General features: G+C 37.8%; 26 protein-coding genes and 1 pseudogene. 14 read left to right on the plus strand and 13 right to left on the minus strand.

The annotated features are described in order from the left end of the window. Positions 1-22: 22 nt before the first annotated feature. Positions 23-436 carry a chorismate mutase gene (gene aroH, locus H6F45_RS19805; RefSeq protein ID WP_096567822.1) on the plus strand — a complete coding sequence of 138 codons (414 nt, stop codon included), beginning with the start codon at positions 23-25 and terminating at the stop codon, positions 434-436. A gap of 200 nt (positions 437-636) precedes the next feature. Next, the gene (locus H6F45_RS19810) at positions 637-1,161 is read left to right on the plus strand and encodes a GNAT family N-acetyltransferase (RefSeq protein WP_190348161.1); all 525 of its coding nucleotides are present in this window, start codon (positions 637-639) and stop codon (positions 1,159-1,161) included. A 174-nt stretch (positions 1,162-1,335) separates the two neighbouring features. Here H6F45_RS19810 and H6F45_RS19815 read toward each other — a convergent pair whose 3' ends face one another. Both H6F45_RS19815 and H6F45_RS19820 read right to left on the minus strand, forming a co-directional pair. Continuing rightward, on the minus strand, positions 1,336-2,802 hold the full coding sequence (locus H6F45_RS19815) for an RDD family protein (RefSeq protein WP_190348162.1): 1,467 nt from the start codon (positions 2,800-2,802) through the stop codon (positions 1,336-1,338). 35 nt (positions 2,803-2,837) lie between these two features. Then, complete coding sequence (locus tag H6F45_RS19820) at positions 2,838-3,014, minus strand: DUF2283 domain-containing protein (RefSeq protein ID WP_096567816.1); 177 nt, start codon at positions 3,012-3,014, stop codon at positions 2,838-2,840. Positions 3,015-3,231: 217 nt separating this feature from the next. On the opposite strand from H6F45_RS19820, the gene H6F45_RS19825 reads away from it, so the two are divergent. After that, positions 3,232-3,693 (plus strand): phosphate-starvation-inducible PsiE family protein, encoded by a 462-nt coding sequence (locus tag H6F45_RS19825; RefSeq protein WP_190348163.1) that lies wholly within the window; start codon positions 3,232-3,234, stop codon positions 3,691-3,693. An 80-nt stretch (positions 3,694-3,773) separates the two neighbouring features. Here the strand turns inward: H6F45_RS19825 and modA (H6F45_RS19830) are convergent, their stop codons facing one another. Next, a complete protein-coding gene (modA, locus tag H6F45_RS19830; RefSeq protein WP_242027418.1) occupies positions 3,774-4,544 on the minus strand; it encodes a molybdate ABC transporter substrate-binding protein in 771 nt (256 codons plus the stop codon). Between the two features lie 163 nt (positions 4,545-4,707). After that, complete coding sequence (modA, locus tag H6F45_RS19835) at positions 4,708-5,535, minus strand: molybdate ABC transporter substrate-binding protein (RefSeq protein WP_190348165.1); 828 nt, start codon at positions 5,533-5,535, stop codon at positions 4,708-4,710. A 221-nt stretch (positions 5,536-5,756) separates the two neighbouring features. On the opposite strand from modA (H6F45_RS19835), the gene H6F45_RS19840 reads away from it, so the two are divergent. The 3 genes from H6F45_RS19840 (at position 5,757) to H6F45_RS19850 (ending at position 9,486) form a co-directional block, all read left to right on the plus strand. After that, positions 5,757-5,999, plus strand: a complete 243-nt coding sequence (locus H6F45_RS19840) for a hypothetical protein (RefSeq protein WP_190348171.1) — start codon at positions 5,757-5,759, stop codon at positions 5,997-5,999. A 210-nt stretch (positions 6,000-6,209) separates the two neighbouring features. Then, positions 6,210-7,868 carry an iron uptake porin gene (locus tag H6F45_RS19845; RefSeq protein WP_137666589.1) on the plus strand — a complete coding sequence of 553 codons (1,659 nt, stop codon included), beginning with the start codon at positions 6,210-6,212 and terminating at the stop codon, positions 7,866-7,868. Positions 7,869-8,655: 787 nt separating this feature from the next. Beyond that, a complete protein-coding gene (locus tag H6F45_RS19850; RefSeq protein WP_190348166.1) occupies positions 8,656-9,486 on the plus strand; it encodes a phytoene/squalene synthase family protein in 831 nt (276 codons plus the stop codon). Positions 9,487-9,669: 183 nt separating this feature from the next. Here H6F45_RS19850 and murG read toward each other — a convergent pair whose 3' ends face one another. Then, entirely contained in the window at positions 9,670-10,746 is a 1,077-nt protein-coding gene (gene murG / locus H6F45_RS19855) for an undecaprenyldiphospho-muramoylpentapeptide beta-N-acetylglucosaminyltransferase (RefSeq protein WP_137666587.1), read from the minus strand. 438 nt (positions 10,747-11,184) lie between these two features. On the opposite strand from murG, the gene H6F45_RS19860 reads away from it, so the two are divergent. Next, positions 11,185-11,997: a nuclear transport factor 2 family protein gene (locus H6F45_RS19860; protein ID WP_137666586.1), complete on the plus strand. Its 813-nt coding sequence runs from the start codon at positions 11,185-11,187 to the stop codon at positions 11,995-11,997. Positions 11,998-12,266: 269 nt separating this feature from the next. Here the strand turns inward: H6F45_RS19860 and H6F45_RS19865 are convergent, their stop codons facing one another. Beyond that, a complete protein-coding gene (locus H6F45_RS19865; RefSeq protein ID WP_199291192.1) occupies positions 12,267-12,878 on the minus strand; it encodes a hypothetical protein in 612 nt (203 codons plus the stop codon). Between the two features lie 372 nt (positions 12,879-13,250). Between H6F45_RS19865 and H6F45_RS19870 the strand changes: the two genes are divergently transcribed. Continuing rightward, entirely contained in the window at positions 13,251-14,039 is a 789-nt protein-coding gene (locus H6F45_RS19870) for a TIGR01548 family HAD-type hydrolase (RefSeq protein ID WP_190348167.1), read from the plus strand. 313 nt (positions 14,040-14,352) lie between these two features. Beyond that, positions 14,353-15,660, plus strand: coding sequence for a glycosyltransferase (locus tag H6F45_RS19875; RefSeq protein ID WP_137666584.1), 1,308 nt, complete (start codon positions 14,353-14,355; stop codon positions 15,658-15,660). Positions 15,661-15,681: 21 nt separating this feature from the next. On the opposite strand, the gene H6F45_RS19880 is transcribed toward H6F45_RS19875, so the two are convergent. Then, positions 15,682-16,965: a glycosyltransferase gene (locus H6F45_RS19880; protein ID WP_190348168.1), complete on the minus strand. Its 1,284-nt coding sequence runs from the start codon at positions 16,963-16,965 to the stop codon at positions 15,682-15,684. Between the two features lie 190 nt (positions 16,966-17,155). Here H6F45_RS19880 and H6F45_RS19885 point away from each other — a divergent pair, with 190 nt between their 5' ends. Next, a complete protein-coding gene (locus H6F45_RS19885; protein WP_137666582.1) occupies positions 17,156-17,656 on the plus strand; it encodes a dihydrofolate reductase in 501 nt (166 codons plus the stop codon). Between the two features lie 53 nt (positions 17,657-17,709). On the opposite strand, the gene H6F45_RS19890 is transcribed toward H6F45_RS19885, so the two are convergent. The 4 genes from H6F45_RS19890 to ruvB form a co-directional block, all read right to left on the minus strand. Beyond that, positions 17,710-18,510, minus strand: a complete 801-nt coding sequence (locus H6F45_RS19890; protein WP_137666581.1) for a tetratricopeptide repeat protein — start codon at positions 18,508-18,510, stop codon at positions 17,710-17,712. 12 nt (positions 18,511-18,522) lie between these two features. Then, a complete protein-coding gene (locus tag H6F45_RS19895; protein ID WP_096567797.1) occupies positions 18,523-18,921 on the minus strand; it encodes a biopolymer transporter ExbD in 399 nt (132 codons plus the stop codon). Then, entirely contained in the window at positions 18,905-19,558 is a 654-nt protein-coding gene (locus tag H6F45_RS19900; RefSeq protein ID WP_096567795.1) for a MotA/TolQ/ExbB proton channel family protein, read from the minus strand. Before H6F45_RS19900 ends, H6F45_RS19895 begins: the two co-directional genes overlap by 17 nt. A 194-nt stretch (positions 19,559-19,752) precedes the next feature. Then, positions 19,753-20,871, minus strand: coding sequence for a Holliday junction branch migration DNA helicase RuvB (gene ruvB / locus H6F45_RS19905; RefSeq protein ID WP_096567793.1), 1,119 nt, complete (start codon positions 20,869-20,871; stop codon positions 19,753-19,755). A 219-nt stretch (positions 20,872-21,090) separates the two neighbouring features. Here ruvB and hisF point away from each other — a divergent pair, with 219 nt between their 5' ends. From hisF to H6F45_RS19925, 4 genes are all read left to right on the plus strand, one after another. After that, positions 21,091-21,864, plus strand: a complete 774-nt coding sequence (gene hisF / locus H6F45_RS19910; RefSeq protein ID WP_096567791.1) for an imidazole glycerol phosphate synthase subunit HisF — start codon at positions 21,091-21,093, stop codon at positions 21,862-21,864. Positions 21,865-21,963: 99 nt separating this feature from the next. Next, on the plus strand, positions 21,964-22,155 hold the full coding sequence (locus H6F45_RS19915; RefSeq protein WP_096567789.1) for a hypothetical protein: 192 nt from the start codon (positions 21,964-21,966) through the stop codon (positions 22,153-22,155). A 176-nt stretch (positions 22,156-22,331) separates the two neighbouring features. Continuing rightward, complete coding sequence (dapB, locus tag H6F45_RS19920) at positions 22,332-23,168, plus strand: 4-hydroxy-tetrahydrodipicolinate reductase (protein ID WP_096567788.1); 837 nt, start codon at positions 22,332-22,334, stop codon at positions 23,166-23,168. 207 nt (positions 23,169-23,375) lie between these two features. Continuing rightward, positions 23,376-24,077 (plus strand): phosphate ABC transporter permease, encoded by a 702-nt coding sequence (locus H6F45_RS19925; protein WP_137666580.1) that lies wholly within the window; start codon positions 23,376-23,378, stop codon positions 24,075-24,077. A 190-nt stretch (positions 24,078-24,267) separates the two neighbouring features. Here H6F45_RS19925 and H6F45_RS19930 read toward each other — a convergent pair whose 3' ends face one another. Both H6F45_RS19930 and H6F45_RS19935 read right to left on the minus strand, forming a co-directional pair. Beyond that, on the minus strand, positions 24,268-24,897 hold the full coding sequence (locus H6F45_RS19930; RefSeq protein WP_137666598.1) for a precorrin-8X methylmutase: 630 nt from the start codon (positions 24,895-24,897) through the stop codon (positions 24,268-24,270). A gap of 14 nt (positions 24,898-24,911) precedes the next feature. Then, positions 24,912-25,111: pseudogene (locus tag H6F45_RS19935) on the minus strand (hypothetical protein); the annotation flags it as partial.

Raw genomic sequence — 25,111 nt, forward strand, 5'->3', positions numbered from 1 at the left:
CTAATTCAGGAGGACTTTGGAAGTGGAATGGCAAATGCGGGCAATTCGTGGTGCAACAACCGTTGCCGAAAATAGCGTAGAAGCAATTACAGAAGCGGTGACAGAATTAATTAATGAACTGGAACGACGGAATAAACTAGAACCAACAGAAATTTTAAGTGTTACTTTTTCTGTCACCCGTGACTTAGATGCTATTTTCCCAGCAGCGATCGCCCGCCGTCGTCCTTTATGGGATAGTGTAGCTATGTTGGATGTCCAACAAATGCACGTCGAAGGCAGTTTACAGCGTTGTATCCGCTTTTTAATTCACGCCTATTTGCCAACTTCCGCCCCCGTTCACCACATTTATTTGCGTCAAGCGGCTAAATTGCGTCCAGATTGGGGTTTACCGCAAACTTTACAAACTTCTCAGCACCCGCTAGAAACTAAAGTTTAAAATATAGCAGAATTTAGGAGTCAGGAGTCAGGAGATCAAGGAGTTAGGAGTCAGGAGATCAAGGAGTTAGGAGTCAGGAGTAAAATTCACTTGATATCACAACAGACAAGTCGCTTAGGACATAACTTGATGATCAAACCTACATACCTAAAGACTTTTCACACTGTCACCTGTCACCTGTTTCCTGTAACTTGCCATATATGAATAATTTAACAATCAAAATTGAAAAGTTATTAGATACTGATTTTGAGGAACTGATCAAAGTTAGTCGAGAAATTTGGTGTAGTCACTATCCCGGCGTTATCAGTATTGAACAAATAGAGTATATGTTAGATAAAATGTATGCTCTTGAAATAATTGAAAAAGAAATTTATCAGCTAGGAATATTTTATGATAAAGTCGTTAAAGATAATCAAATAGTTGGTTATTTATCTTATGGTGCGGAAGTAAAAGATAATCTTAATCATATTAATTGTTTGAAATTACATAAATGTTATTTATTACCTGCACTGCATGGGTTTGGTTATGGACAAATAATGTTATCTCATGTTTGTCAAAAAGCTAAAGATATGAATTTGCAGAAAATTATACTCAATGTTAATAAAAGGAATGTAAAAGGAATTAAAGCTTATACTCGATTTGGGTTTAAGATTATTGAGAGTAAAGTAATAGATTTTGGTGGTGGTTTTGTGATGGATGATTATATTATGAGTTATGAAATTTAAGAGATAGGAAATAACCAATAATTCAGAGAATGTTTTTATCAAATACAACTATTGGTTGCATTGTCTATCCTCATGCACTAAATCATCTATAAATGATTCACGTTCATCTTCATCCATTCCATGCCAATTTTTACCCTTTTTCCATGTTGCAAGAAGAAAATAAATGATGTGTAATTATGGAGATGATTTTTTAATAACTAAAGTTCTAGCAATCTTATCATGTAAACCTTGTCTTTTTTCTGTAAAAAAAGCCATAATAAAACCTATCAATAATATTAAACCAGAAATACTTTTACTCCAAAATCTTACATTTGCCTGACCAAACTTTAACCGCATATTAGAGATATTAGTAACTTTTAAACCTAACATCATTTTGCCCAAAGTTGCTTGTAAATGAGAACTTTCAAAACAGGTAAAATATAGCCATTTACCAATAAAACCAAAACTAGGTATGATAAAAGCAAATAAAGGTTCTGTTGGATCATTGAAAGAATGAAGAAATAATATCATAGCAATTAATTCTCCAAAAACTCCTCCTATGGTAGTTAATGATGTAAAAATTAAAGAATATCCAAAAGCACCAACATTATTGATGGTATAGTCTGGTAATAAAGGGAAAAAATTAAAAAATATTTTCCACCATAAAGATATAGTAATAGTTAAAATCAGAATATCCATACAGTAAGCTAATAAACGCAACCAAAAACTTCCATATTTAAAATTACTGGTTTGATGAAATTCAGGTTTAAAAGAACCATCAATTACACTAATACAATTTAATATTTCCTGCGTATCTTTAGGACGATTTCCTGGAAATGGAGACATTAAATAATCAATCAAATCTCCTACACCCGGAGAAATACCCACAGCATGATTTCGCCAAATTAGCTTTCCATTTCGTGCATCTTCATGAAAATTATCAGGAGACTTACCTGTTAACAAATAAACAAAAGTCCGCCCCAAAGCAAAAAAATCTGATTGCGGAACAGCTTTACCATTTATTTGTTCCAATGGTGTATAACCTGCGGAAATAATTCCTGTAACTTGCTGTCCTGCGACTTTCTGCATGAAAGTTTGTGTAACTTCCCGTGCTGTCCCAAAATCAATTAATACTAACTGCCCATTGGGGCGTAACATAATATTAGGTGGTTTAATATCTCGATGAAAATAATTTTGTTGATGGACCTGTTGTAAAATTTCAACTATCTGTTTCAACCATCTTACAGCAGCACGTTCACCGATGGGTTGATGGTTACGTTGAATCATGTATTGTTCTAAGTTCATTCCCTCAATTTTTTCCATCACCAAACAATGCAGGGGTTCTTTAGCATCTCTAGGAGAATAAATAAAGTAACCATCTGATTCAACTTTAGGAATACCGGGATGGTTGAGTCGTTTTAACACTTCCGCTTCTTGCTGAAATAGTTCCACCGCTTTAGGAACTGTATTAAACAGAACCTTGAGAACTTTCTTTGCACCAGAGTCTTCCACTTCATAGGTTTTACCGAAACCACCACCACCCAAAGGACGAATGACTCGATAACACCCCTCTAAAAGTAACTCAGAACCGCACGCTTGACAAAATAAGGGTTGTTTGGGGTTTTGTGGTTTGGGACAGCTAGGATTGATACAGTAGCTCATGCACTGCTACAGGATAGGTTTTTGATACTTACCAATTATAAGCATATAGCAATCCTATCTGATGTGTAAACTATTATTTCAATTCCTATAATATTTCCAACTTCGTCATAGTCTAAAATGATTCCTGGTTTTTCTTCATCACTTTCTTCAATTTCTGCATTACTAAAGATAATCCTTAAAACGTCAACTTCTGAGTCATAAGTAATTTTCATGATTCGCTCCAGTATTTCTCAATTTTGCTAGTTCTGTAAGAAGCTTCTAAGCTATCATTAATCTCTTTAGTAGCTATTTTCTGTTAGTTTCTGCTTATTGAGTTGGGCGGAAATAATTCATAAAAGTTTATTAATGCTCTCGATAAACATTGTAAATTTGGATTTTAATTTAAGATTACTTTTTACCACCCATAAAAATAAATATACTGTAGCGACTATGCCAAAACGCATACTTGTAGAAGTAAATAGTTGGTTTAAGAGAGATAGAATTGTCCGTAATTTAGAACTTTTTCAAGATGTTATTGTTATTTCTCTTTGCGTAGGTTTATTTTGTGTGATGCTAATTCGATTAGGAGATATGTTCATCTCCTTTTTGCATCCATTAGATTTGCGGGAAGTAACATCTGATATTTTGTTTATCTTGATACTTGTGGAATTATTTAGGCTTTTGGTTGATTATCTGCAAGAACATAGTATTTCTGTAGGTGCTGCGGTAGAAATTACTATTGTTTCTGCGTTAAGAGAAATTATTTTACGTGGTGTGTTAGAAATTCCCCGTGACCAAATTTTTGGAATTTCTGTATTTTTGTTGGTACTAGCAGGAATTTTTATTGCTAGTCCTTGGATAAATAAGTTATTTGGAAACGTCAACATTAGTGAGAGAATTAGTGAAGATTAAGGATTTTATTGACTTGAAATAATTAGGGCGGGCAAGATGCCCACCCCACAAGATTTGATTGAAATATGCAAATTTAATATTTAATCAGCCATTTTGTAACCAAATTGTTCAAATAGCTTTCTTGCAGGTTGACTAAATAAAAAATTCACAAATTCATTAGCAGCAGCAATATTTTTACTATCTTTCAGAATAGCTACCGGATAAATTAAAGGGGTATAAGTGTTTTCTGGTGGAATAACGGCAATCTTTACTTTGTTAGATTGTTTGGCGTTACTGTCATGGGTAATACCTGCATCAACTGTTCCATTTTCCACATAAAAAAGAACTTGTGGACCATCTCTAGTATAGAGAAGTTTAGGTTTTACTTGTTCAGAAATACGGAAGTAATTAAAAAGTTCTTGGGCAGATTTACCCACAGGTACGCTTCTGGGTTCACCGACAGCAATTTTTTTCACAGTCGGCTTTGTTAGGTCTTGAAAACTCTTAATTGCTGTGGAATCTTTCGGTACAATTAAAGCTATGGAATTTTTGAGTAAATTCCTACGACTTTTTTCTAAAATAAACCCTTTATTTTGTAAAGTAGTCAAATGTTCAGCAGATGCTGAAATAAAAACATCAATTTTTGCTCCTTGTTCAATTTGTCTAGCTAAAGCACCAGAGGAAGCATAGTTATAAGTAATATTTAATTTTGACTGCCTCTGATTATATGCTTGCTTAACTTTTTCTAACACTGGTTTTAAACCCGCACCAGCAGAAACTATTAAATTTACTTTCTCTGGTTGCTGGGCTGTAACTGGAGATAGGTTTGTGATTTGACTAAAGGCAATAGCTATTACTATTGTGATAGTCATTAAACCAAAATAGAGAAAATTTCTAAATCGGGAATGTGGGTTGTAAAACATTATTTGTTTGCTGTGATGTAAATTTTCAATTCGATTAATTTCACTTACTGTTATTCCTGCATACTTGAAAAGTATAGGAATCAAAAATGCAGGAATTTAATTTCAGCAATAATTAAGGCAGAATAAACCCATACTTTCTAAATACAGCTTTAGCTTTATCACTAGCTAAAAACTGAGAAAAATTCTTAGCTGTATCAACGTTTTTACTGCGTTTGAGTATGGCTAAGGGATAAATAATTTCAGAGTGATATTTTTCGTCAGCCGCAACTACAACTTTGACTTTATTAGATATTTTCGCATCGGTAGAATACACTAAACCTGCTTCCGCATTTCCACTTTCTACAGATGCTAAAACTTGACGCACGTTATTAGCATAGACCAGTTTTGATTTGATCTGATCCCAAATTTTTAATTTCTGTAATACTTGTTGTGCATATTGCCCCGCAGGTACGCTTCTCGGTTCACCAATAGCAATCTTTTTAACTTTTGCATCTTTGAGATTGTAAAAACTACGAATACCAGAAACATTCTTTGGTACAATTAAAACTAGGCGATTTTTAGCAATGACGGTACGACTACCAGGAACTAAAAGATTTTTTTGTTCTAAAGCATCTACCTGTCTTTTTGCCGCAGATATAAAAACATCCACTGGCGCACCTTGTTCTATTTGTTGCTGTAAAGCACCAGAACTACCAAAGTTATAAGTAATGTTGACGTTTGGTTGACTTTGTTGGTACAGAGGTTTAATTTCTTCCAATACATCTTTCATGCTTGCAGCCGCAGATACAAGCAAGCTGGTATTGGACTGCGCTACAACAGGGGTGGAAGTGAGGGTTGGTATGCTAATTGCTATCAGCATTGTGCTTAATGCTGTAGCAATTGATATCATCAATCGTCTTCTTTTTACGGAGAAAAGGGTTTTTGCAAAATTGATATTCATAATAATTGATACTCAGTAGGGTATTGGCAATTTTACCAAATTTTTACCATGTAAGTTGGTAAATATTTACATATCTATATTCTATTTTTTGTATACTACAATACTTTTTTCCCTTTAAGGTTGGTATAAGGTGTTTATACCAACTTAGTTGGTTGAGCAAAAAATACCCCAATGTTAATACTTTTATAGTTTTTCTACTGACACAAACAAAAGTAATGAATATGTCACATGATAAAGATTTTTTAATTACCTTACATGAGTTTCTTTATCCTATTAATAGGTATTACGGTCAGTTCAAACCAGAGTACATAAATTTTAATGCCAATTTACAAGAATTTTCCCAGCGAGTGAACTATATATGTAATTTACAGACTAACGGCAAGCTTTCTCCAGAGGATGCTTACACTCAAATTCAAAGGCTATGGAAGCAGTTAAAACTTTCTAAAAAGCAGCTAAATCTTTAAACAACAAATGATTTTTTGGGTTGAATATTGCGATGAATATTGCAATTTAAACTTTAACTTTTACAACTAAATATCTAATTATTTTATTACTTCCAACGGGTAAATGCTGCGGTATTTATCACGGATACAGGTGTGAACTTTTATTTAAGTTGGTATAGCAAGTTTACCAACCAATTTGGTAAAATTTTTTGATTTTCATGTGTGAGGTATATGTCTAGTTTTGTACAAAATTCCTTTTGGATAGCTCCTTTACTGGTTGCGGGAAGTACAATGGGTGTGATGGCTCAAACTCCGACTCCAGAAACAGAAAATACTTTAGAGCAGGTAACATCAGTTTCCCAACTTGCTGATGTGCAACCTACAGACTGGGCTTTTCAAGCTTTGCAATCTTTAGTAGAGAGATATGGTTGTATTGCTGGATACCCTAACAGTACCTTCCGGGGTAATCGAGCTATGACTCGCTATGAGTTTGCTGCTGGTTTAAATGCTTGTCTGAACAGGGTTCAAGAATTAATTGCCACAAGTACGGCTGATGCTGTGAAAAAGGAAGATTTAGAAACTCTGCAAAAATTACAACAAGAATATGCTGATGGATTAGTAGAATTGCGGGGAAGATTGGATGGTTTAGAAAGTCGGACTGCGGTGTTAGAAAGTGAGCAATTTTCCACAACTACTAAATTAAGTGGTGATGTAATTTTCACAGTGGGTAGTGTATTTGGTGGAGATAGACCACTGAACTCTGACCAATGGCGCACAGGTGCAGCACGCAGCAGTTTACAAGATAATACCATCTTTTCTGATCGGGTGCGGTTAATTTTTGATACCAGTTTTAGTGGTAAAGACCGCTTACGACTCATATTAAAAGCTAACAATACTATTGCTTTTAACGGTGCTGTTTCTGGTACACAAATGACCCGTTTGGGTTGGGATACCACTGTTAATGCTAATAACACCGTAGAAGTTGGTAAATTGTTCTACAACTTTCCGGTAGGTGATAAAGTCAATGTGACTGTGGATGCTATTGGTGGTTCATTTTTTGACAATTTCAATACTGTTAACCCTTTATTGTCAGCCGCTACAACTGGTGCATTATCTCGGTTTGGTCGCTTTTCACCTATTTACCGTGCTAGTAATACTGGTTTAGCTAGTGGTAGAGGTGCTGGTGTAAGTGCGGTTTTTAAACTGAGTGATAAAATTACTTTTTCTGGTGGTTATTTAGCGAGAAATGCTGATAACCCGGATGAAAGTCGGGGTTTGTTTGATGGTACTTATGGTGCTTTAGCACAGTTAGCTTTCCAACCTAATCAAAATTTGACTTTGGCTTTAGCCTATGCCCATTCTTATTTTAGTGGTGCTGTGGCTGGAGATGTGAGTGTTTCTGGTGCGGAGGGTAGCGTTTTTGCTAATAGTCCTTTTGGTGGTGGTGTTGCTACTTCTGCTAATCATTATGGGTTACAAACGAGCTATCGTTTTAGTCCCCAATTTGTACTTTCTGGCTGGGTGGGTTATACTCAGGCGATCGCAGAAAATAATGCCACAAATGTCAACAGAGGGGATACAGCAGACATTTGGAACTGGGCGGTAACTTTAGGTTTACCCGATTTAGGTAAAAAAGGTAACTTGGCAGGAATTATTTTTGGTCAACCGCCAAAAGTCACCAGTAATGATTTTGGTCCAGCAGTTCCCACTGCAACCAGTCCCCGACGTTTAGATAGTGATACTTCCTACCATTTAGAGGCACTATACCGTTATCAAGTGAATAGTAATCTCTCCATTACTCCTGGTTTAATAGTGATTTTCAACCCAGAACATAACAGCAATAACGACACCATTTATACAGGAGTGATTCGCACCACATTCCGATTTTAAGTAAAGGTGACAGGTCAACATAATTAGGGTTTGCTGAAAAAGTTTTGTCGTGATGACAGGTGACAGGTGACAGTTTCAAGAGTTGGATGGGAACGATTTTTCCTTTGAGTAGGAATTAAATGCAAGGTTTTTAAGTTTCTACCTCGTAAAAGCTTGCACTTTTTTAACTTCCAGCAGGCTAAGACCCTTTACCTGTAATCTTTTCATCTTTATTCAGCAAGCCCTAATTAAACATAAAATGTTGAGGAGCTAGATCGCCGACTTCTCTGAGAAGTCGGGGATCTGGATAGACCTACTTATCAGTTATCAGGAGTTCAAGGAGTTAGAAATAGGACTTAGCAAAAACTCTCCCAAACTCCTATTCCTCTGTGTTCTCTGTGCTAGGAGTTGTTAATTCTTTTGTGACTTGTGCGTAAATCCTAGAGTTTTTTATTAGTATATAAGCATTATTTTTAACTTTTTTGCATCAACTACACAGAGATTATTATAAAATAGCAAGACTTACGCAAAATAGAACGAAAGTAGGGGTAATTCATGAGTAGGGGTAATTCATGAATTATCCCTACGCAAGAATCAGGTTTTTAGTACAATCTTGCGTAAGTCCTAAATCGTTACTAGACTATAATTTGCTAGATTTGAGATTTTTGTTAATTGCGATACCATAAACTACTAATTTTTCGATGAAATACGAGATAGTTTTTTAGATTTGGGAGTAGAAACTAAATCCAGTATCATCAAAAAATCTAAAATTCCGGTATGGTGTGAAAATCAACAGAGGAGTGAAATAATGGATTTACGCCAAGATGCCTTGCAAATCCTCAAAGAAACCAGTAGAACTTTTTATATACCCATCAGTATTTTACCGTCAGGATTGCAAGAAGCTGTAGCATCAGCTTACTTATGTATGCGTGCCATTGATGAAATTGAAGATCATCCAGAATTAGATAATGCTACCAAAGCGCATCTGTTACGCAACATTAGCCAAACATTGCAAACTGGGGTTGATGGTTTTGCGGTAGATGCTTTTGCTGTAGGATTCAAAGGTTACGAAAATTCTTTAGCAGAAGTGAGTCTACGGGTGAGAGAATGGTCAATACTAGCACCTGAAAGTATTGCCCCTCGCATTTGGGATGCAACAGCAGCAATGGCTGATAGGATGGCTTATTGGGCAGAAAGAAATTGGAAAATTGAAACTGAATCTGATTTAGATCGTTACACATTTGGGGTGGCAGGTGCGGTGGGCTTGTTACTCTCAGATTTATGGTCATGGTACGATGGCACAGAAACTAACCGTACTCAGGCGATCGCTTTTGGTAGAGGTTTACAAGCTGTAAATATTTTACGTAATAACGCTGAAGATTTAACCCGTGGTGTAGACTTTTTTCCCCAGGGTTGGCATCATGAGCATTTGCAAAAATACGCACGTCGTAATCTGGAATTAGCTGATATTTATACTAACTCTCTACCGACAGGACCTGCTTTGCAATTCTGTCAAATTCCTTTGGCCTTAGCTCACGGTACACTGGAGGCGTTAGCCAATGGTAAAGAAAAACTCAGCCGTAGTGATGTTTATGCTTTGATTGAAAATTTCCTGGATGTCAATGTCATAGGTGGTTAAATTGGCAGCATCCCAATTTTGAAAAAATAACCGCCGCTACACCAAAAACTCTCCGAAACCCTCTTACCTTTGTGTACTTTGTGTCCTTTGCGGTTCAATCAAAAAAATAAACTTACACATTTGGGATGCTCCCGTTAAATTTAATCAACTTTTTATCAATTGATAATTGACAATTCTCAATTGTCAATTATTAAATAACACTTCCCGCACCAAAGCAGCCAACTTATCAGCACTATCGGGAGTTGCGATCGCTTTTGCTTTCTCTCCCATCTTGGCTAAATCTGCTGGAGATTGCAACAAATCTAAAACCTGCTGTTGCAAAATTTCTGGTGTCAACTCAGACTGCTGAAAACTCAACGCCGCACCAACTTCAGTAAACACCGCTGCATTAAAAGACTGATGATCTTCCGCTGCAAAAGGATAAGGAATTAAAATTGCTGGTGTACCACACACCGCCAACTCGGTTAAACTCCCCGCACCAGAACGACTAATAGCTAAATTAGCCCGTCGTAACAAAGCCGCCATATTATCGTAAAATGGTAATGATATATACTGGGGATGTTGTAAACTAGCCGCCTCTGGATCGCGATCGCCTGTTAAATGTACAATATAAGCACCAGCATCAAACCAAGCCGGAGCAGACTGGCGCACCAACTGATTCACCGCTACCGCACCTTGACTACCGCCAAAAACCACAATTAAAGGCGCACCATCAGGGATAGGTAAATCTAAATTTTCTGCAATTTCCTGAGCCAAAAATTGTGATCGCACAGGAGTACCCACACAGACAGTTTTAACACCAGGCGAATACTTAGCAGCCACATCAAAACCCACAGCCACCGCACTGCACCAAGGTCCAAAAAATCGTGTCACCTTACCAGGTAAAGCATTAGATTCATGAAAAACCACAGGTAAACCCAAAGAACGAGCCGCAATCACCGCAGGACCAGCAATATAACCGCCAGTAGTAAATAATCCGTGGAAATTTCCTTGTTTAAGAATGCGTCTCACCTGCAAAATTCCACCAATGAGTTTAAACAGGATACCCACAGAGGCAAGACTTAAACCTTGTTGAAACCCTTCCACAGCAATGGTATGCAAAGGATATTGGCTAGGTACAAGCTGAGTTTCCAGTCTATTGGGGACACCAAGCCATTCAATTTCATATTCTTGTAATTTATCAGCTAATGCGATCGCCGGAAACAAATGTCCACCAGTCCCACTAGCAGCTATGAGTAATTTTAACCGTGCGTTTGGCATTGAAACCTATATTTCCTAAAACCATCGAAATATATCATAGTTATGCAATTAATTTACCCGGAGTCATCCGAATTAACAAAACTGCAAAAACCTTGATTAGCATAGTGATAGCTGTCACCACTACTGACAACCATTTAACAATGAAACCGCCTTACTTTTAACATATCCATTACAATCAAGGTAGCGCCAAACATTCTACTTCATGCGGTTGTTGATAAATACAGCAGATTACATATCAATGAGGTACAGAATCTCATTTGAAACCTAGACATAAATAGAGTTTTACTCCTGACTCCTGACTCCTGTAAGGGCGAAGCATTCGGAAGATAACCTTTTCATAAAATTGATAATTTATCGCCCGAATGCTTCGCCCCTACGACTCCTGACTCCTGCTGTAAATTCCTGACCTTCTGTGAGTAAATCAGTAAACTATAATCAATGACTAATATTATTGCTTTATTAATGAACCACAACAAAACATTAACTGGCAGTATTTCCCTGTTGTCCTGCCTACTGACACTGAATTTAACCAGTAATGGGCAAATTGCTCAAGCTGCTCAACCGGAAAATGCACCCCCAGCACTAAAAAACCTCCTCACACAAATTGACACAGCCTCTAGTCGGGGTGATATTAAAGGCGTAATGCAATTTTACAGCCCCAAATTCACTCATGGCGATGGATTAAACCGCCAAACAATGGAACAAGCTTTAAAATCTTTCTGGCAGCGATATCCTCAACTACGATACAGCACTAGACTAAAATCTTGGAAATCAGAAGGCAAAACCATCATTGCAGAAACAGTCACCACAATCACAGGTTTACCATCTTCTAACCGTAATAATCTAACTCTCAATGCTACCATTACATCCCGTCAGCGCATAGCAGGTACAGAAATCCTGCACCAAGAGATTTTATCCGAACGCACCCAGCTTACCTCCGGCAACCAACCACCCCAAGTAGAAATTAAATTACCACAACAGGTAAAAGTTGGTCAGAAATATAGCTTTGATGCTATTGTCCAAGAACCATTAGGTAATGATTTCCTATTGGGAAGTGCTATGGAAGAAACCATCCAACCCAGCAAATATCTCAACCCCACACCAGTAAATTTAGAATTACTCTCTGCTGGAGGACTATTTAAAACCGGAACTGCACCATCTACCCCTGGACAACAATGGATTTCTGCGGTCATCCTGCGTAATGATGGCATGACAATGATTACTCAGCGTCTCAAAGTTGTGAAAAAATAGGATTGGTGATTGGGGAAGAGGTGATTGGTGATTGGGGAGAATAAGATACTGCTTCTTGCCTTCTGCCTTCGTTAAGACAATTTTGCCCTTCACCTTTCTCCATTGACTTAAGTCAACAACAAGTCCAAAATCCTATTTAATAAGATATTTTTCTGGTCAAAATTTGTTTGATTAAAGTAGTTAAAAAAACAAAATGCAAGGACTAGAGACTAGAGAAAAATCAAAAGGATTACCGATTCGTTATTTAAGACATGACCAAGCTTAAACTATTACCGTCCATCAGGATTCCATTTTTCCAGAGCTATGTATTCGTTCTGCACCAAATCTAAAGGTTGGATGACACCAGTAGAACTGGAAACTTTAAACCAATAAACCGGACTGGTAGTTTTATCTGGATGATTTTCAAACACTCTCACTATATAAAAAGGTCTATCGGTAGTAGGAGAACTTTCAACAAGTGCGGACAAACGAATACTGCCTTTAGAAAGACTTTCAATCTCTTTGGCTTTGCGTTGTACTTGTGGCAGATTCCAGACAGAATTGAAGGCTGTTTGTTTGTCTATTGTGATAATGTGAGCAGTAACTTTGACAACGGCTGTTTTTTTTGCTTTTGCTGACTCTAAAGATGGTGAATCAAGTACACTTTGGTAATGATAATTGTGATAAAGATTATTGATTGTCAATCCTCCTATCAACCCGGTTATAAATACAGCAATTAAATGGTAATAGGTGTATTTTTTGTCCGGGTAATAGCTGACTTTTTTTTGAGGGTAATAGGTGTATTGTTTGTCCGGGTAATAGCTAAATTTTTTCCTATGAAAATAGGCTAATTGACTTTGAGGAGAATAGGTTAATTGTTTTTTCGTATTACCTCTAAGCATAGAGATGCACCTCCGTAATTGTGTAATTTTTATTCCTGTTTAACTATGATACCAGGGGTTGTACCCCCTATGTCTAGTCCTGACAAGAATACAGATTTTGTTGTACTTAGACTACTGGAATTTACGGCATAAAGTTTTAACCTTTTCTCTAGCTACAGGAGGATAAACCTTGGTGATCCCCACTCATACCATCCTATAGCTAATCTGAAATTTGTGGGTGAAAGTCCTGATACAGACAGCAATGCTCCCCACTGATATCTTCTCCAGTTACAGACTTCAAAGGCAAAAATTTTTTTGTCTCATACCTCTGAATCTATTAAAATCTATGGTGAATTGGGTCTAAACTCTAAAAAACAGCTATTACCTGTGACTATGACTAAACAAACCAATATAATGATCGTTTTCGATATTGATGGTGTAATTCGTGATGTTAGCGGTTCTTATCGTCGCGCTTTAGCAGATACTGTAGAGCATTTTACTCATCAAGTCTATCGTCCCACAGATGTAGATATTGATAATCTCAAATCTGAGGGAATTTGGAATAATGATTGGGAAGGTTCTCAAGAATTAATTTACCGTTACTTTGTGAGTCAGGGAAAAAATAGAGAAGAATTAGCATTAAATTATGAAGATATAGTTGTCTATTTTCAATCTCGTTATCGCGGAACAGATTCAGAAAATTGGAATGGTTATATTTGTGATGAACCTTTATTGTTACAAGCTAGTTATTTAGAAGCACTAACACAAGCTGGTATTGATTGGGGATTTTTTAGCGGTGCTACTCGCGGTTCTGCTAACTATATTTTAGAAAGACGTTTGGGTTTAAAATCTCCGGTTTTAATTGCGATGGAAGATGCACCGGGTAAACCTGATCCGACGGGTTTATTTGCAACTATTGATTTATTAGAAAATGGCAGTCATAAAAAACAAACTGTCATCTATGTAGGTGATACAGTAGCAGATATGCACACCGTTGAAAAAGCCAAGATTTTAGATAATTCTCGTACTTGGGTAGGTGTGGGAGTTTTACCACCTCATGTTCAGGGAACGGTAGCACGTCAAGAAGCTTATACTGAAACAATGATTAAAGCAGGTGCAAAGGTAGTGTTTAGTAATGTGCAGGAATTGACACCGGATGAAATTTTGGGGTGGGAAATATAATCATCTGCAATTTAATGTTTTCAGATGAATTAGACTTCTCCGAAAAAGATGTAGGGACAATTCATGAATTGTCCCTACCAAGAGTTTCAGATAATGCATATTTAATTTTCGGAGATGTCTATTGCTTCTTGACTCCCTCCAATTCCTTTGTTTATAGATAAAGGAGACTAGTCTTCTACATGATAGTATCTAGGGTTTGAATAAATGACAATTGAGTTTTCTGTCCAGTTCATATTTGTCATTTATTATCTTGAGTATTTAATAAGGTAAGCTAAAAATATGATAATATGAAAAATAAATTTTGGTAATAAAAATGGACAAAAATATAATGTTTGTTTCTTTGCCTTTACTTGGACATACTAATCAAATGATAGCCATGGCTACCGAACTTGTTCAACGAGGATATCAAGTCCGATTTGTTATTTCTGAAAGTGCTAAGAATTGGGTATCTAAAACTGGTGCTGAATTTATTCCTTGGCAAATAAAATCAAATGAAACAACGAATAATAACAATCATAAAACAGAAGATTTCTGGAAGGATATTTCTCAAGAAAAAAGTACCTTACGTGGTGAACAGATGATGTTGAAACGCTTGATTAGTTCCTATCGTCCGATGTATGAAAATTTGATTCCTATTTTTAATAAGTATCAACCTGATCTGTTAATTATTGATCGTGCTGCTATTCCAGCCATGGATTTAGCTCAAAAGATGAACATACCATATATTATCCAAAGTAGATTTTTAGGTAATTTTGTCAAGACTAATGATCAATATCCCCGGTTCGGTACATCTTATTCTATAACAATGAATGTATGGCAACGCTTCTTTAATTTTATTAGACCAACTTTACTAATTCCTTATCTTGCGCCTACGGCAATTAAACTGAATAAAATTCGTCAGGAGTGTGCTGGAAATAAAAAATTAGATGATCCTTTTGACAAAAAACCAATCATAGTGGGTACAGATTTTGCTTTTGAAATTTCACGACCATTACCTCCTTGGGTAAAAATGGTTGGACCAATTTTGCCAAAAACACCTGAACCTATAGATTCTTCTTTAAGTCAATGGTTGGAAGATGATCCAGAAGGTAAGGGAATAATATATGTTGCGTTTGGTACTCTTGCAAATATAGAACAGTGGCAATGTCAAGAATTAGTAGCAGGACTAGAAAAAACTGGGTTAAAAGTTCTCTGGTCTTTACCAAAACAACAACAGAATATTCTTACAAATTTACCATCTTCATTTCGTGTAGAAGATTTTGTTCCCCAGCAAGCTGTTCTTTCTCATCCAAATGTTCGAGTATTTGTTAGTCATTGTGGAATGAATAGTATTAACGAAGCTCTTTATTCGGCAAAGCCAATATTAGCTTTACCTTTTTTTGGAGATCAACACTACAATGCAGCACGTATTGTAGATATAGGAGTTGGTCTGAAGTTGAACAAACAAAAGTTTAATCGTTCTCAGGTAATTGAAAAAATTAATACTTTGCTAATGAGTTCAACTTATACAGAAGTTGCAAACCGTATATCTGTAATTCTGAAAAATACCGGAGGTCTAAACAAAGCAGCAGATATTGTAGAAAAAATGCTCCTGGAAGAAGTAAATTCTCTCATGAGATAGCATCAAAAATATAATTTTGTGTTATCTATTAACATCAGCTAAAACAGGTTTACCTGTAGATATAGCCTGTTCGACAATATCAATTGCTCGCTTAACTCCTCCCGCTTGTTGAATTGCAGCTTGCAACCTCAAAGCATTCTTTTTATAAGATTCTTCCGTGAGGACTTTTGTAATCGCTTTCCGCAAATTATTCACATTCACTTTCTTCACAGGAATAGCTTCCCCACATCCTGACCAAACTATTCTAGATGCTACTCCCGGTTGATCATTAGCAATGGGAATTGCTACCATTGGCACACCATTTGTTAAACATTCCAATGTAGTATTTAGTCCTGCATGGGTAATGGTGAGATTGGCTTTTTCTAATAGTTGTAACTGTGGTGCATAACGCACTACTAAAGGATTTCCTGGTAGTCCTTGGAGAACTTGAGGATCGGCTGAACCACCTAAAGAAATAACTAATTGTGCATCTAAATCCTTGCAAGCTTCGGCAATAGTTTGAAAAACTGGTAATAAACGATTTTGCAAAGTTCCCAATGAGGCATAAATTAATGGTTGTCCGGTTAATTTATCAAAGGGAAAATCAACAACTTCCCGACCTGTAGAATTATGATATGGTCCTGTAAAATGAAACCACTGGGGTAATTCTTTTCTGGGAAATTCTAATTCTGCTGGTTGTTGACTTATTTGTGCTAATGGAGAATAACGATTATTAACTTGAGAGTATGCAGGTAAATTGTTTTCTTGACGATAGCTATCTATTAATTCTGTAATCGGTTGAGTTGCTTTATTTAATAATTTATAACCTAATTTATTACGCAGTATTCCCCACCATGTTGGGTTATAATTCCAATTTGTCATAAATGGGGGAACGCTGGGTTCTCGATTTAAAACTACTGCACTACAAATAGTAATAAAAGGCATCCCACAAATTTCAGCAATAGTACCACCTTCTGCAAAAGTCTGATCTATTAGTAGTGCTTCTATACCTGCATCTTTGACAATTTTGGGGATGTCTCTGATTTTGATGTTGATTTGTTCTTTAAAGAGTTTGATTGTGTATTTTAGTGCTTCCTGTCCACTTAATTCACCTAATTTAGCCAAAGCTTTTGCTGTTGAACCTGGGGGACATTCTGTTTCACCCATGACTTGAAATTCTAACCCTGCTGCTTGTGCTTTGGGTTGTGCATCAGGAACACCTATCAGGGTAACACGGTGGCCACGTTGTTGTAATTCTTTGCCTAATGGTAACATGGTGTTCCAATGACCAGTGGATGCTGGGCAAATTAAGCAGTAATGAGTCATGTTATAGTTTTTTGGTAAATTACAATGTTTTATACCAGAAAACAGCACCACAAGTCAAAAATATAGCTATTTTCTATAAAAAATCCTGTTACTAATTTGAAAACTTTATAAAACTTATGTTTAATGAGCAAAAACATCACTATATTAAAAATAATTATTGCCTGTTCAAGAATAAGGATATTTATGAATTATGGCTCTTATTAGTCTCATAGCTGCTATTTCCGAAGATCGTATTTTAGCTGATTCCAAAAAAGAACACATTCGTGGGGGTATTCCTTGGGATATTCCTAGTGATATACGTTATTTTAAAGAAATTACTTGGCGACATCCTGTAATTATGGGTCGTAAAACCTATGCTACTTTTAATCATCCATTGCCAAATCGTACTAATATTATTGTGACTAGAAATATTGATTATCAAGCTCCTGGATGTTTGGTTTTCCATTCTCTGTATCAGGCAATTCAATGGAGTAAAATGAGTGAAACAGAAGAGATATTTATTGCTGGTGGAGAACAAATTTATACTCAGGCTATGGAATTTGCTAATAAGCTATATTTGACAATTGTGGAAGGGAGTTTTGCGGGTGATATATACTTTCCTGAATTTGCTGATTTTGGCAAAGTAACCAAAGAAGAACAATTACAGGAAAATGGTTTTAGGTTTAAATTTGTGGAAATTGAAAGATGTTAATTTTAGGTAATTTTTGGGGCGATCGCTTTCATTTTCAGCTATCGCCATGATGATTACTGTAAGTGCAAAAACTTATCTAACGCTGCTATCAAACTAGGAGGCCAACGGCGAATATTTGTTAACCAATTAATATCTTTATACCGTGTATCTAGTCCATAAGCTGCTACCCAATTACTTTCAGCTTCTCCTTTGTTACCACCTACCCAATAAGCAGCGGTTAAAGCAGCACGCATATCGGCAAATTTAGGATATTTACGGACTATATTCCGCATTTCTCGGATAGCTGTATTTATTTCACCTGTTTCATACAAAGCTAGGGCATAATTAGCACGAGCAAAAGCAAAATTGGGAGCTATTTCTGTAGCTTTTTGATAGTCGGCGATCGCCTCTTCCCATTTCCCCAAACCTGCTGTGGCATTACCACGATTATTATAGGCCATTGCATCGTTTGGATCTAATTCCAAAACATGATTATAATCAGCGATCGCCTCTTCCCATCTTCCCAAACCTTCCAATGCTGCACCGCGATTTAAATAAGGATCAGTTACATTAGGTGCTAATTCAATGGCTTTGTTATAATCTTCTAGTGCAGCCTGTAATTTATTCTGACTTACCCGCGAATTACCGCGATTACTCCATATTGCAGGATTAGTAGGGAATTTTTCCAGAATTTCTGTCCAATATTTTTCCGCTGTTGTAAAATCACCTTGATTTGTAGCTGCAAAGGCTTTATTTGCTAACTCATCCCCTAATTGTAGCTCTTCTGCGGTAATGGTTTGGGTTTGTGCGATCGCTGGTGTACAAAAACCAAAGGTCAGTAATAAACTCAGGAAAATACAGATTAATTTAATCATTTGAATCCTTAATTATTTACGAGTTGCAATACCTAATTTCACACCTTCTACCTGTCGCACTTTATCCATCACAGCTACCACTTGTCCGTGATTCACAGCTTCATCTGCATTAAGTATTACCATCAAAGGTTGTGATGGTTCTGCTTTTGCTCTCACCTGATCTGCTAACTGCTCTAAACTAACAGCTTCTTTATTCAAAAAAATCTGACCGGTATTATTTATTGTGAGCGTCACCTGTGCAGGATTATCTCTTTTTGCTGTTGCTGCTTGGGGTAAATTTACTGGTAAACCTTCGGATCGGGTAAGATACAAAGTTGACATGATAAAAAATGTCAAAATCGCAAATATCACATCAATCATCGGCACAATATTAATCTGTGCAGGGATATCTGGATCATCTTGTAGGCGCATAGGTTTTTTCTCCTCTTTCGTAGCGACGACGATATAACAGTTCTAACTCTCCACCATATTCTTGAATCAAAGCTATTTGCCGTTGATAAAGTCCCCGGAATGTGTTGGAAAACAAAAGTGTAAAAATTGCCACAATTAAACCTGTAGCAGTAGAAACCAAAGCTTCACTAATACCACCTGTGACATTTGCAGTTTGTGATCCTCCCACATTCCCAATATTCAAAGATGCAAAGGAAGTAATTAAACCCAGTACAGTTCCCAGTAATCCTAACAGAGGTGCAAGGGCAATAATAGTATCAAAAACCGTGTTAAATCTTTTGAGCAAAGGTATTTCTGCCTGAGCTTCACTTTCCAAAGCCAAACGAAACTCTTCTGGGTTTGCCTCTTCTAGTTCCAAAGCTGTCAAAAAGATCCGGGAAATCGGCAAATCTACATTCTTCCTCAATGTATCAATGGTACTAACCACATTGTTTTGACGATACAGACTCAATACTTCTCTGACTACTCGGTGCTGACGGTTGCTAATTTTGACCCAAAACCTGACTCTTTCAATAATTAGCCCTACAGCTACAACTGAAGAAAGTAGTAGTGGCCACATCACCACACCACCTGCTATAAACAGATTTTTGATGTCCATGTCCGATTTTCAAGCCTTGGGGTGAAATTTACTGACTAGTTCAGCCAGTATACCTGATCGATGTTCTCCCAGGGGAGTGCCGCAACTTAGACTTTACAACTAAGTTCGCTATCAATCTCCGCCCTATAGAGGTAAGGGGGATTTCGCGGATCTTTTTTCCACAAAATCAGAATATGGTCAATCATTAACCGATTTCAAAGCAAAGATAACTGCTCATTATTAGGTGGTTTAAAGCCCATGTGCTTATAAGCTACTTTTGTCGCCACTCTACCGCGAGGAGTCCGGCTTAAATAGCCAATTTGCATTAAATAGGGTTCATAAACTTCTTCTATGGTTTGGGTGTCTTCTCCTGTCGCTGCGGCTAAAGTCTCTATCCCCACTGGACCACCATTAAAGTTTTCAATGATCACACTTAACATTTTTCTATCTGTCCAATCTAAACCACAAGGATCTACTTGGAATAGTTGCAATGCTTCTGCGGCAATAGGTTGGTCAATTTCTGTAAATGATTTTACTTCCGCGTAATCACGGACTCGCTTTAGTAATCTATTGGCAATTCTTGGTGTTCCCCGTGAACGTTTAGCGATTTCTGTAGCGCCTTCAGCGTTAACAGGAGTTTGTAATAATTCTGCACTGCGGAGGACAATTTGAGTCAGTTCGTCAACTTCATAAAATCGCAGTTTTTGGATTAAACCAAAGCGATCGCGCAAGGGTGAAGTTAACGCACCGACGCGGGTTGTCGCTCCCACCAAAGTAAATTTAGATAACGGTATACTTCTGATTCTGGCACTCGAACCTTTACCAACGGTAATATCTAAGCGATAATCTTCCATTGCTGGATACAAAATTTCTTCCGTCATCCGGGAAAGCCGATGGATTTCATCAATAAACAGCACATCACCCGGTTTGAGATTTACCAATATACCGACTATATCCCTTGGTCGTTCTAAAGCAGGGGCGCTAGTAATTTTATAATTTACCCCCATTTCCGCAGCTAAAATCATCGCCATTGTGGTTTTACCCAAACCGGGCGGACCATACAGCAACAGGTGATCCATCACTTCACCCCTAGATTTAGCTGCTTTAATGGCAATATCTAATACATCCTTTAAATCTTTCTGCCCAATGTAATCTGCAAAACGTTGGGGGCGAATACTCTCTTCCTGCTTACCTTCTTCCTCAACAGTCGCTTCCGGTTGCAGTATATTTTCCTGGGGAGGCGCTTTTTGGGTAGAAGCTTTAGGCGACTCGCGGCGCTGTTGTGGCTGTCCGTTGGGTTCTGGAGGCTGTTTTTTTGAGGAGATTATGGACATAATTCAGCTATCTTAACTTAGGGACTGGGGATTGGGGATTGGTGATTGGGGATTGGTGACTGGGGACTGGGGACTAGTGACTGGTGACTGGGCATTGGGTTATTAACTTCCCCCTGCTCCCTGCTCCCCTGCCTCCTGCCTCCTGCCTCCTGTCACCTAATTCCCCAATTACCTTTACAATTTAAATTCCGAACAATTACCAAAGATAGAAAAATCACTATGTTATCTAAAAGAATTTTACCTTGTTTAGATGTCAAGGCGGGACGAGTTGTTAAAGGAGTTAACTTTGTAGACCTCAAGGACGCGGGTGATCCAGTAGAACTAGCCAAAGTTTATAACGAAGCCGGTGCTGATGAGTTAGTGTTTCTGGATATTACAGCTACTCATGAAGACCGGGATACGATTATTGATGTGGTTTACCGGACTGCTGAACAGGTCTTTATTCCGCTGACTGTGGGGGGTGGAATTCAAACCTTAGAAAATGTTAAAGGTTTGTTACGAGCCGGGGCTGATAAGGTTAGTATTAATTCTGCGGCCGTCCGCAACCCAAATTTGATCAATGAAGCGAGCGATCGCTTTGGTAATCAGTGCATAGTTGTGGCTATTGATGCCCGCAAAAGAGTAGACCCCAATAACCCTGGTTGGGATGTTTACGTGCGTGGTGGTAGGGAAAATACTGGAATAGATGCCTTACGGTGGGCGCAGGAAGTGGAAAAAAGGGGGGCTGGTGAATTGTTGGTGACAAGTATGGATGCAGATGGCACTCAAGCCGGATATGACTTGGAGTTGACGCGAGCGATCGCCGAATCTGTGCAAATTCCCGTTATTGCCTCTGGTGGTGCAGGAAATTGTCAGCATATCCATGACGCTTTAACAGCAGGTCAAGCTGAAGCCGCTTTATTAGCATCTCTTTTACATTATGGACAATTAAGCGTAGCCCAAATTAAAAATTATTTGCAGGAACGATCTGTTCCAGTCCGCTTGCCTTGTTGATCCCAGCCCCAGCAACCAATTCCATCTCTCTTCGGCTAGACACAGTTACCGAAAACAATGTTAATATTAGTTTACTAGTATTAAGAAATATTAAGAAATATGTTGATTCCTATTTTACTTTTTGATGTGGCGCTGGTTGCTTGGTCACTGCACCTGATGGAGAAAGCCTACGAAAACAAAGAATTTTCCCTCATGTTGGCGGGTACATTGGTTGCTCTGGCAGCGGCCGCAATGTTAGTAGTCTACTTTTTAATGGGACACTGTATGAGCTATTTATTAAAAGTTTCCTAAAGGCAGAAAGCAAGTGACAGGTGACAGGTGACAGGTGACAGGTGACACTGAAGAAAGCAGGGGTGCAAGGGTAAAATATTAACTTTTGCCTCTTGCCCTGTGCCTTTTGCTTTCTGTTCCCTGTTCCCTGTTCCCTGCTCTATAGGTAAAATAACTAAAAACGCAATTCTAGAAACATGACCAATCAATCTACTATCCCAGTCATTGTCAACGGTGCTGCTGGCAAAATGGGACGCGAAGTAATCAAAGCAGTAGCCCAAGCACCTGATATGACATTAATGGGCGCTCTCGATACCTCACCAGAACATCAGGGAAAAGACGCAGGAGAATTGGCAGGTTTAAGCGAACCCTTAGAAGTGCCAATAACCAATCAATTAGAGCCAATGTTAGGCTATGTAGCAGGAGAAAGACAGCTACAACCAGGGGTAATGGTAGACTTTACCCATCCTGATGCAGTGTATGATAACGTCCGCAGTGCGATCGCCTATGGTATTCGTCCCGTAGTGGGTACAACCGGTTTAAGTCCCGAACAACTCAAAAACTTAGCCGACTTTGCCGAAAAAGCCAGTACAGGTTGTTTAATTATTCCTAACTTTTCCATCGGTATGGTACTGCTACAACAAGCCGCAGTCACCGCATCCCAATACTTTGATCATGTGGAAATTATCGAACTGCATCACAACCAGAAAGCAGACGCACCAAGCGGTACAGCCATTCAGACAGCGCAGTTATTAGCGGAAATGGGTAAAACTTTTAACCCTCCCCAAGTCACAGAAACGGAAAAAATACCAGGAGCGAGAGGATCTTTAGTTGATGAAGGGATTAGAATTCATAGTGTACGCCTACCTGGACTCATTGCCCATCAAGAAGTAATTTTCGGTGCAGCAGGGCAAATTTACACCCTACGCCATGATACAAGCGATCGCTCCTGTTATATGCCTGGAGTTTTACTAGCAATTCGCAAAATTAACCAGTTAAAATCATTAGTATATGGATTAGAAAAGATTCTGTAAAACAGGAGTCAGGAGTCAGGAGTCAGGAGTCAGGAGCGAAATTACTGTTTAGTCTCATTTCTAGAAATATATTGATATCCTGATCACCCTGTATAGTCCTATATTTGTGAAAATCCAAAATCTAAAATCTAAAATCTAAAAGGGGATGTTTTAGAACTGGAATCAAACAATTATCAATTATCAATTGTCAATTATCAATTAATTAATATGCTTGTTCCACTGACTCGCCAAAAATTTGAACAAATTATTCCTCTTATTGCCAGTGGTTCACAGTATAAATACTACTGGGGAAAATTCAACAACTTTTTACAAAGATTATTAATTTCTGTAGTCACAGTAGTTGTAATTTTCCTGCTAAGGATCTTTTTGAAACTAGATTTTGGTTTGATTTTTGTCTTTGGGGTATTTGGGGCATTTTTTTGGTTATGGTATCCCGTATTTCAAGCTAGTATTCGCAATGCAAAATGTCGGCGTTACAAGTATAGCGGTTTTTTTCGGGGGCGGGTAGTAGATTGGTGGATTACAGAAAAATTAATTGGCAAACAAGAAACAGTCAATAACAAAGGCGAGTTAGTAATTATTGAAAATCGCGAAAAAAGAATTAATTTAGAAGTGGGCGACGATACAGGATTTAGTATCGAATTTGATGCACCATTACGTCCTGCACACAAAGCGATCGCTCGTGGTCAAATCGCAGAAATGGTAGTCATGTCAAATCGCCCAGATTTAAGCATAATCGAGGAATTTAGTAATATCTACATTCCCAGTCGTAATTTATGGGTGAGTGACTATCCCTACGTGCGAGAAGATTTTTTTAATGAAGTTAGTGTTCGCTTACGAGAAAACCAACAAGAAAAACCCCGTCGCCGTCGTCCAGAACCACAAAGATATGGAGATGATGATTATTAGGAGTCAGGAGTCAGGAGTTATTAATCAATGGACAATTAACAATTGACAATTAACAATTACTTCTGGCTCATTCGTGAGAGGATTGGGAAATAGGAAATTTTTTCTTTTTTTCTCCTTGAAAGGAGAGGTCATAAACCTTGAATGAAACAGTTGTCAATTATCAATTATCAATTATCAATTAATAACTGATTTAACTTACCCCACTTCTATCTTGACCATAAGCTTGCCAAGCTAAATCAACCAAACCATCAACAATAGCAGATGCTACCACCGCATTACCCTTACGACTGTCAATAGTAATATAAGGTACTAAAGAATCCTGTAAACGTTCTTTATCAGCAGTTACATTAATAAAACCTGCTGGAGTAGCAATAATCAAAGCCGGTCGAATTTCTTCCGCTTCAATTAAATCTACCAATGTAGTGAGGGCAGTTTGAGCTTGACCAACTACAAAAATTCCCTCTGGATAACGCTTGGCTAGAGTTTCAATCCCCCAAGCCGAGCGAGTTCTTTCTTTTTGGGGACGGGTTAAAGCCTCCATACTGCAATACACCGGGTTGGCAAAGGTATTTTGAATATCGTAGGCAATACCTACCTGTACCATTGGCACATCTACCACAATGGTAGTACGTGCTGCCAGTGCGGCTGCTCCTGCTTGTAAAGCGTGTTCCGAAAAACGAATCAAAGACTGGTACTCAAAATCAGAGGTGGCGTATATTACTCGCCGGACTATTTCATATTCCGCTGGTGAAAAGACATGATCGCCAATTTCACTATCAATAATTGCCAAGCTTTGAGCATCAGTTACGTGCCATTCCATTGCCGTTAAGCTTCTCACAGATCAGCTTTCAGCTTATCATCACAAGGGAGGGAATTGGTAATTGGTAATTGGTAATTGGTAATTGGTAATTGGTAATTGGTAATTGGTAATTGGTAATTGGTAATTGGTAATTGGTAATTGGTAATTGGTAATTGGTAATTGGTAATTGGTAATTGGTAATTGGTAATTGGTAATTGGTAATTGGTAATTGGTA

This window comes from Sphaerospermopsis sp. FACHB-1194, assembly GCF_014696235.1.
GTDB classification, from domain to species: Bacteria; Cyanobacteriota; Cyanobacteriia; order Cyanobacteriales; family Nostocaceae; genus Sphaerospermopsis; species Sphaerospermopsis kisseleviana.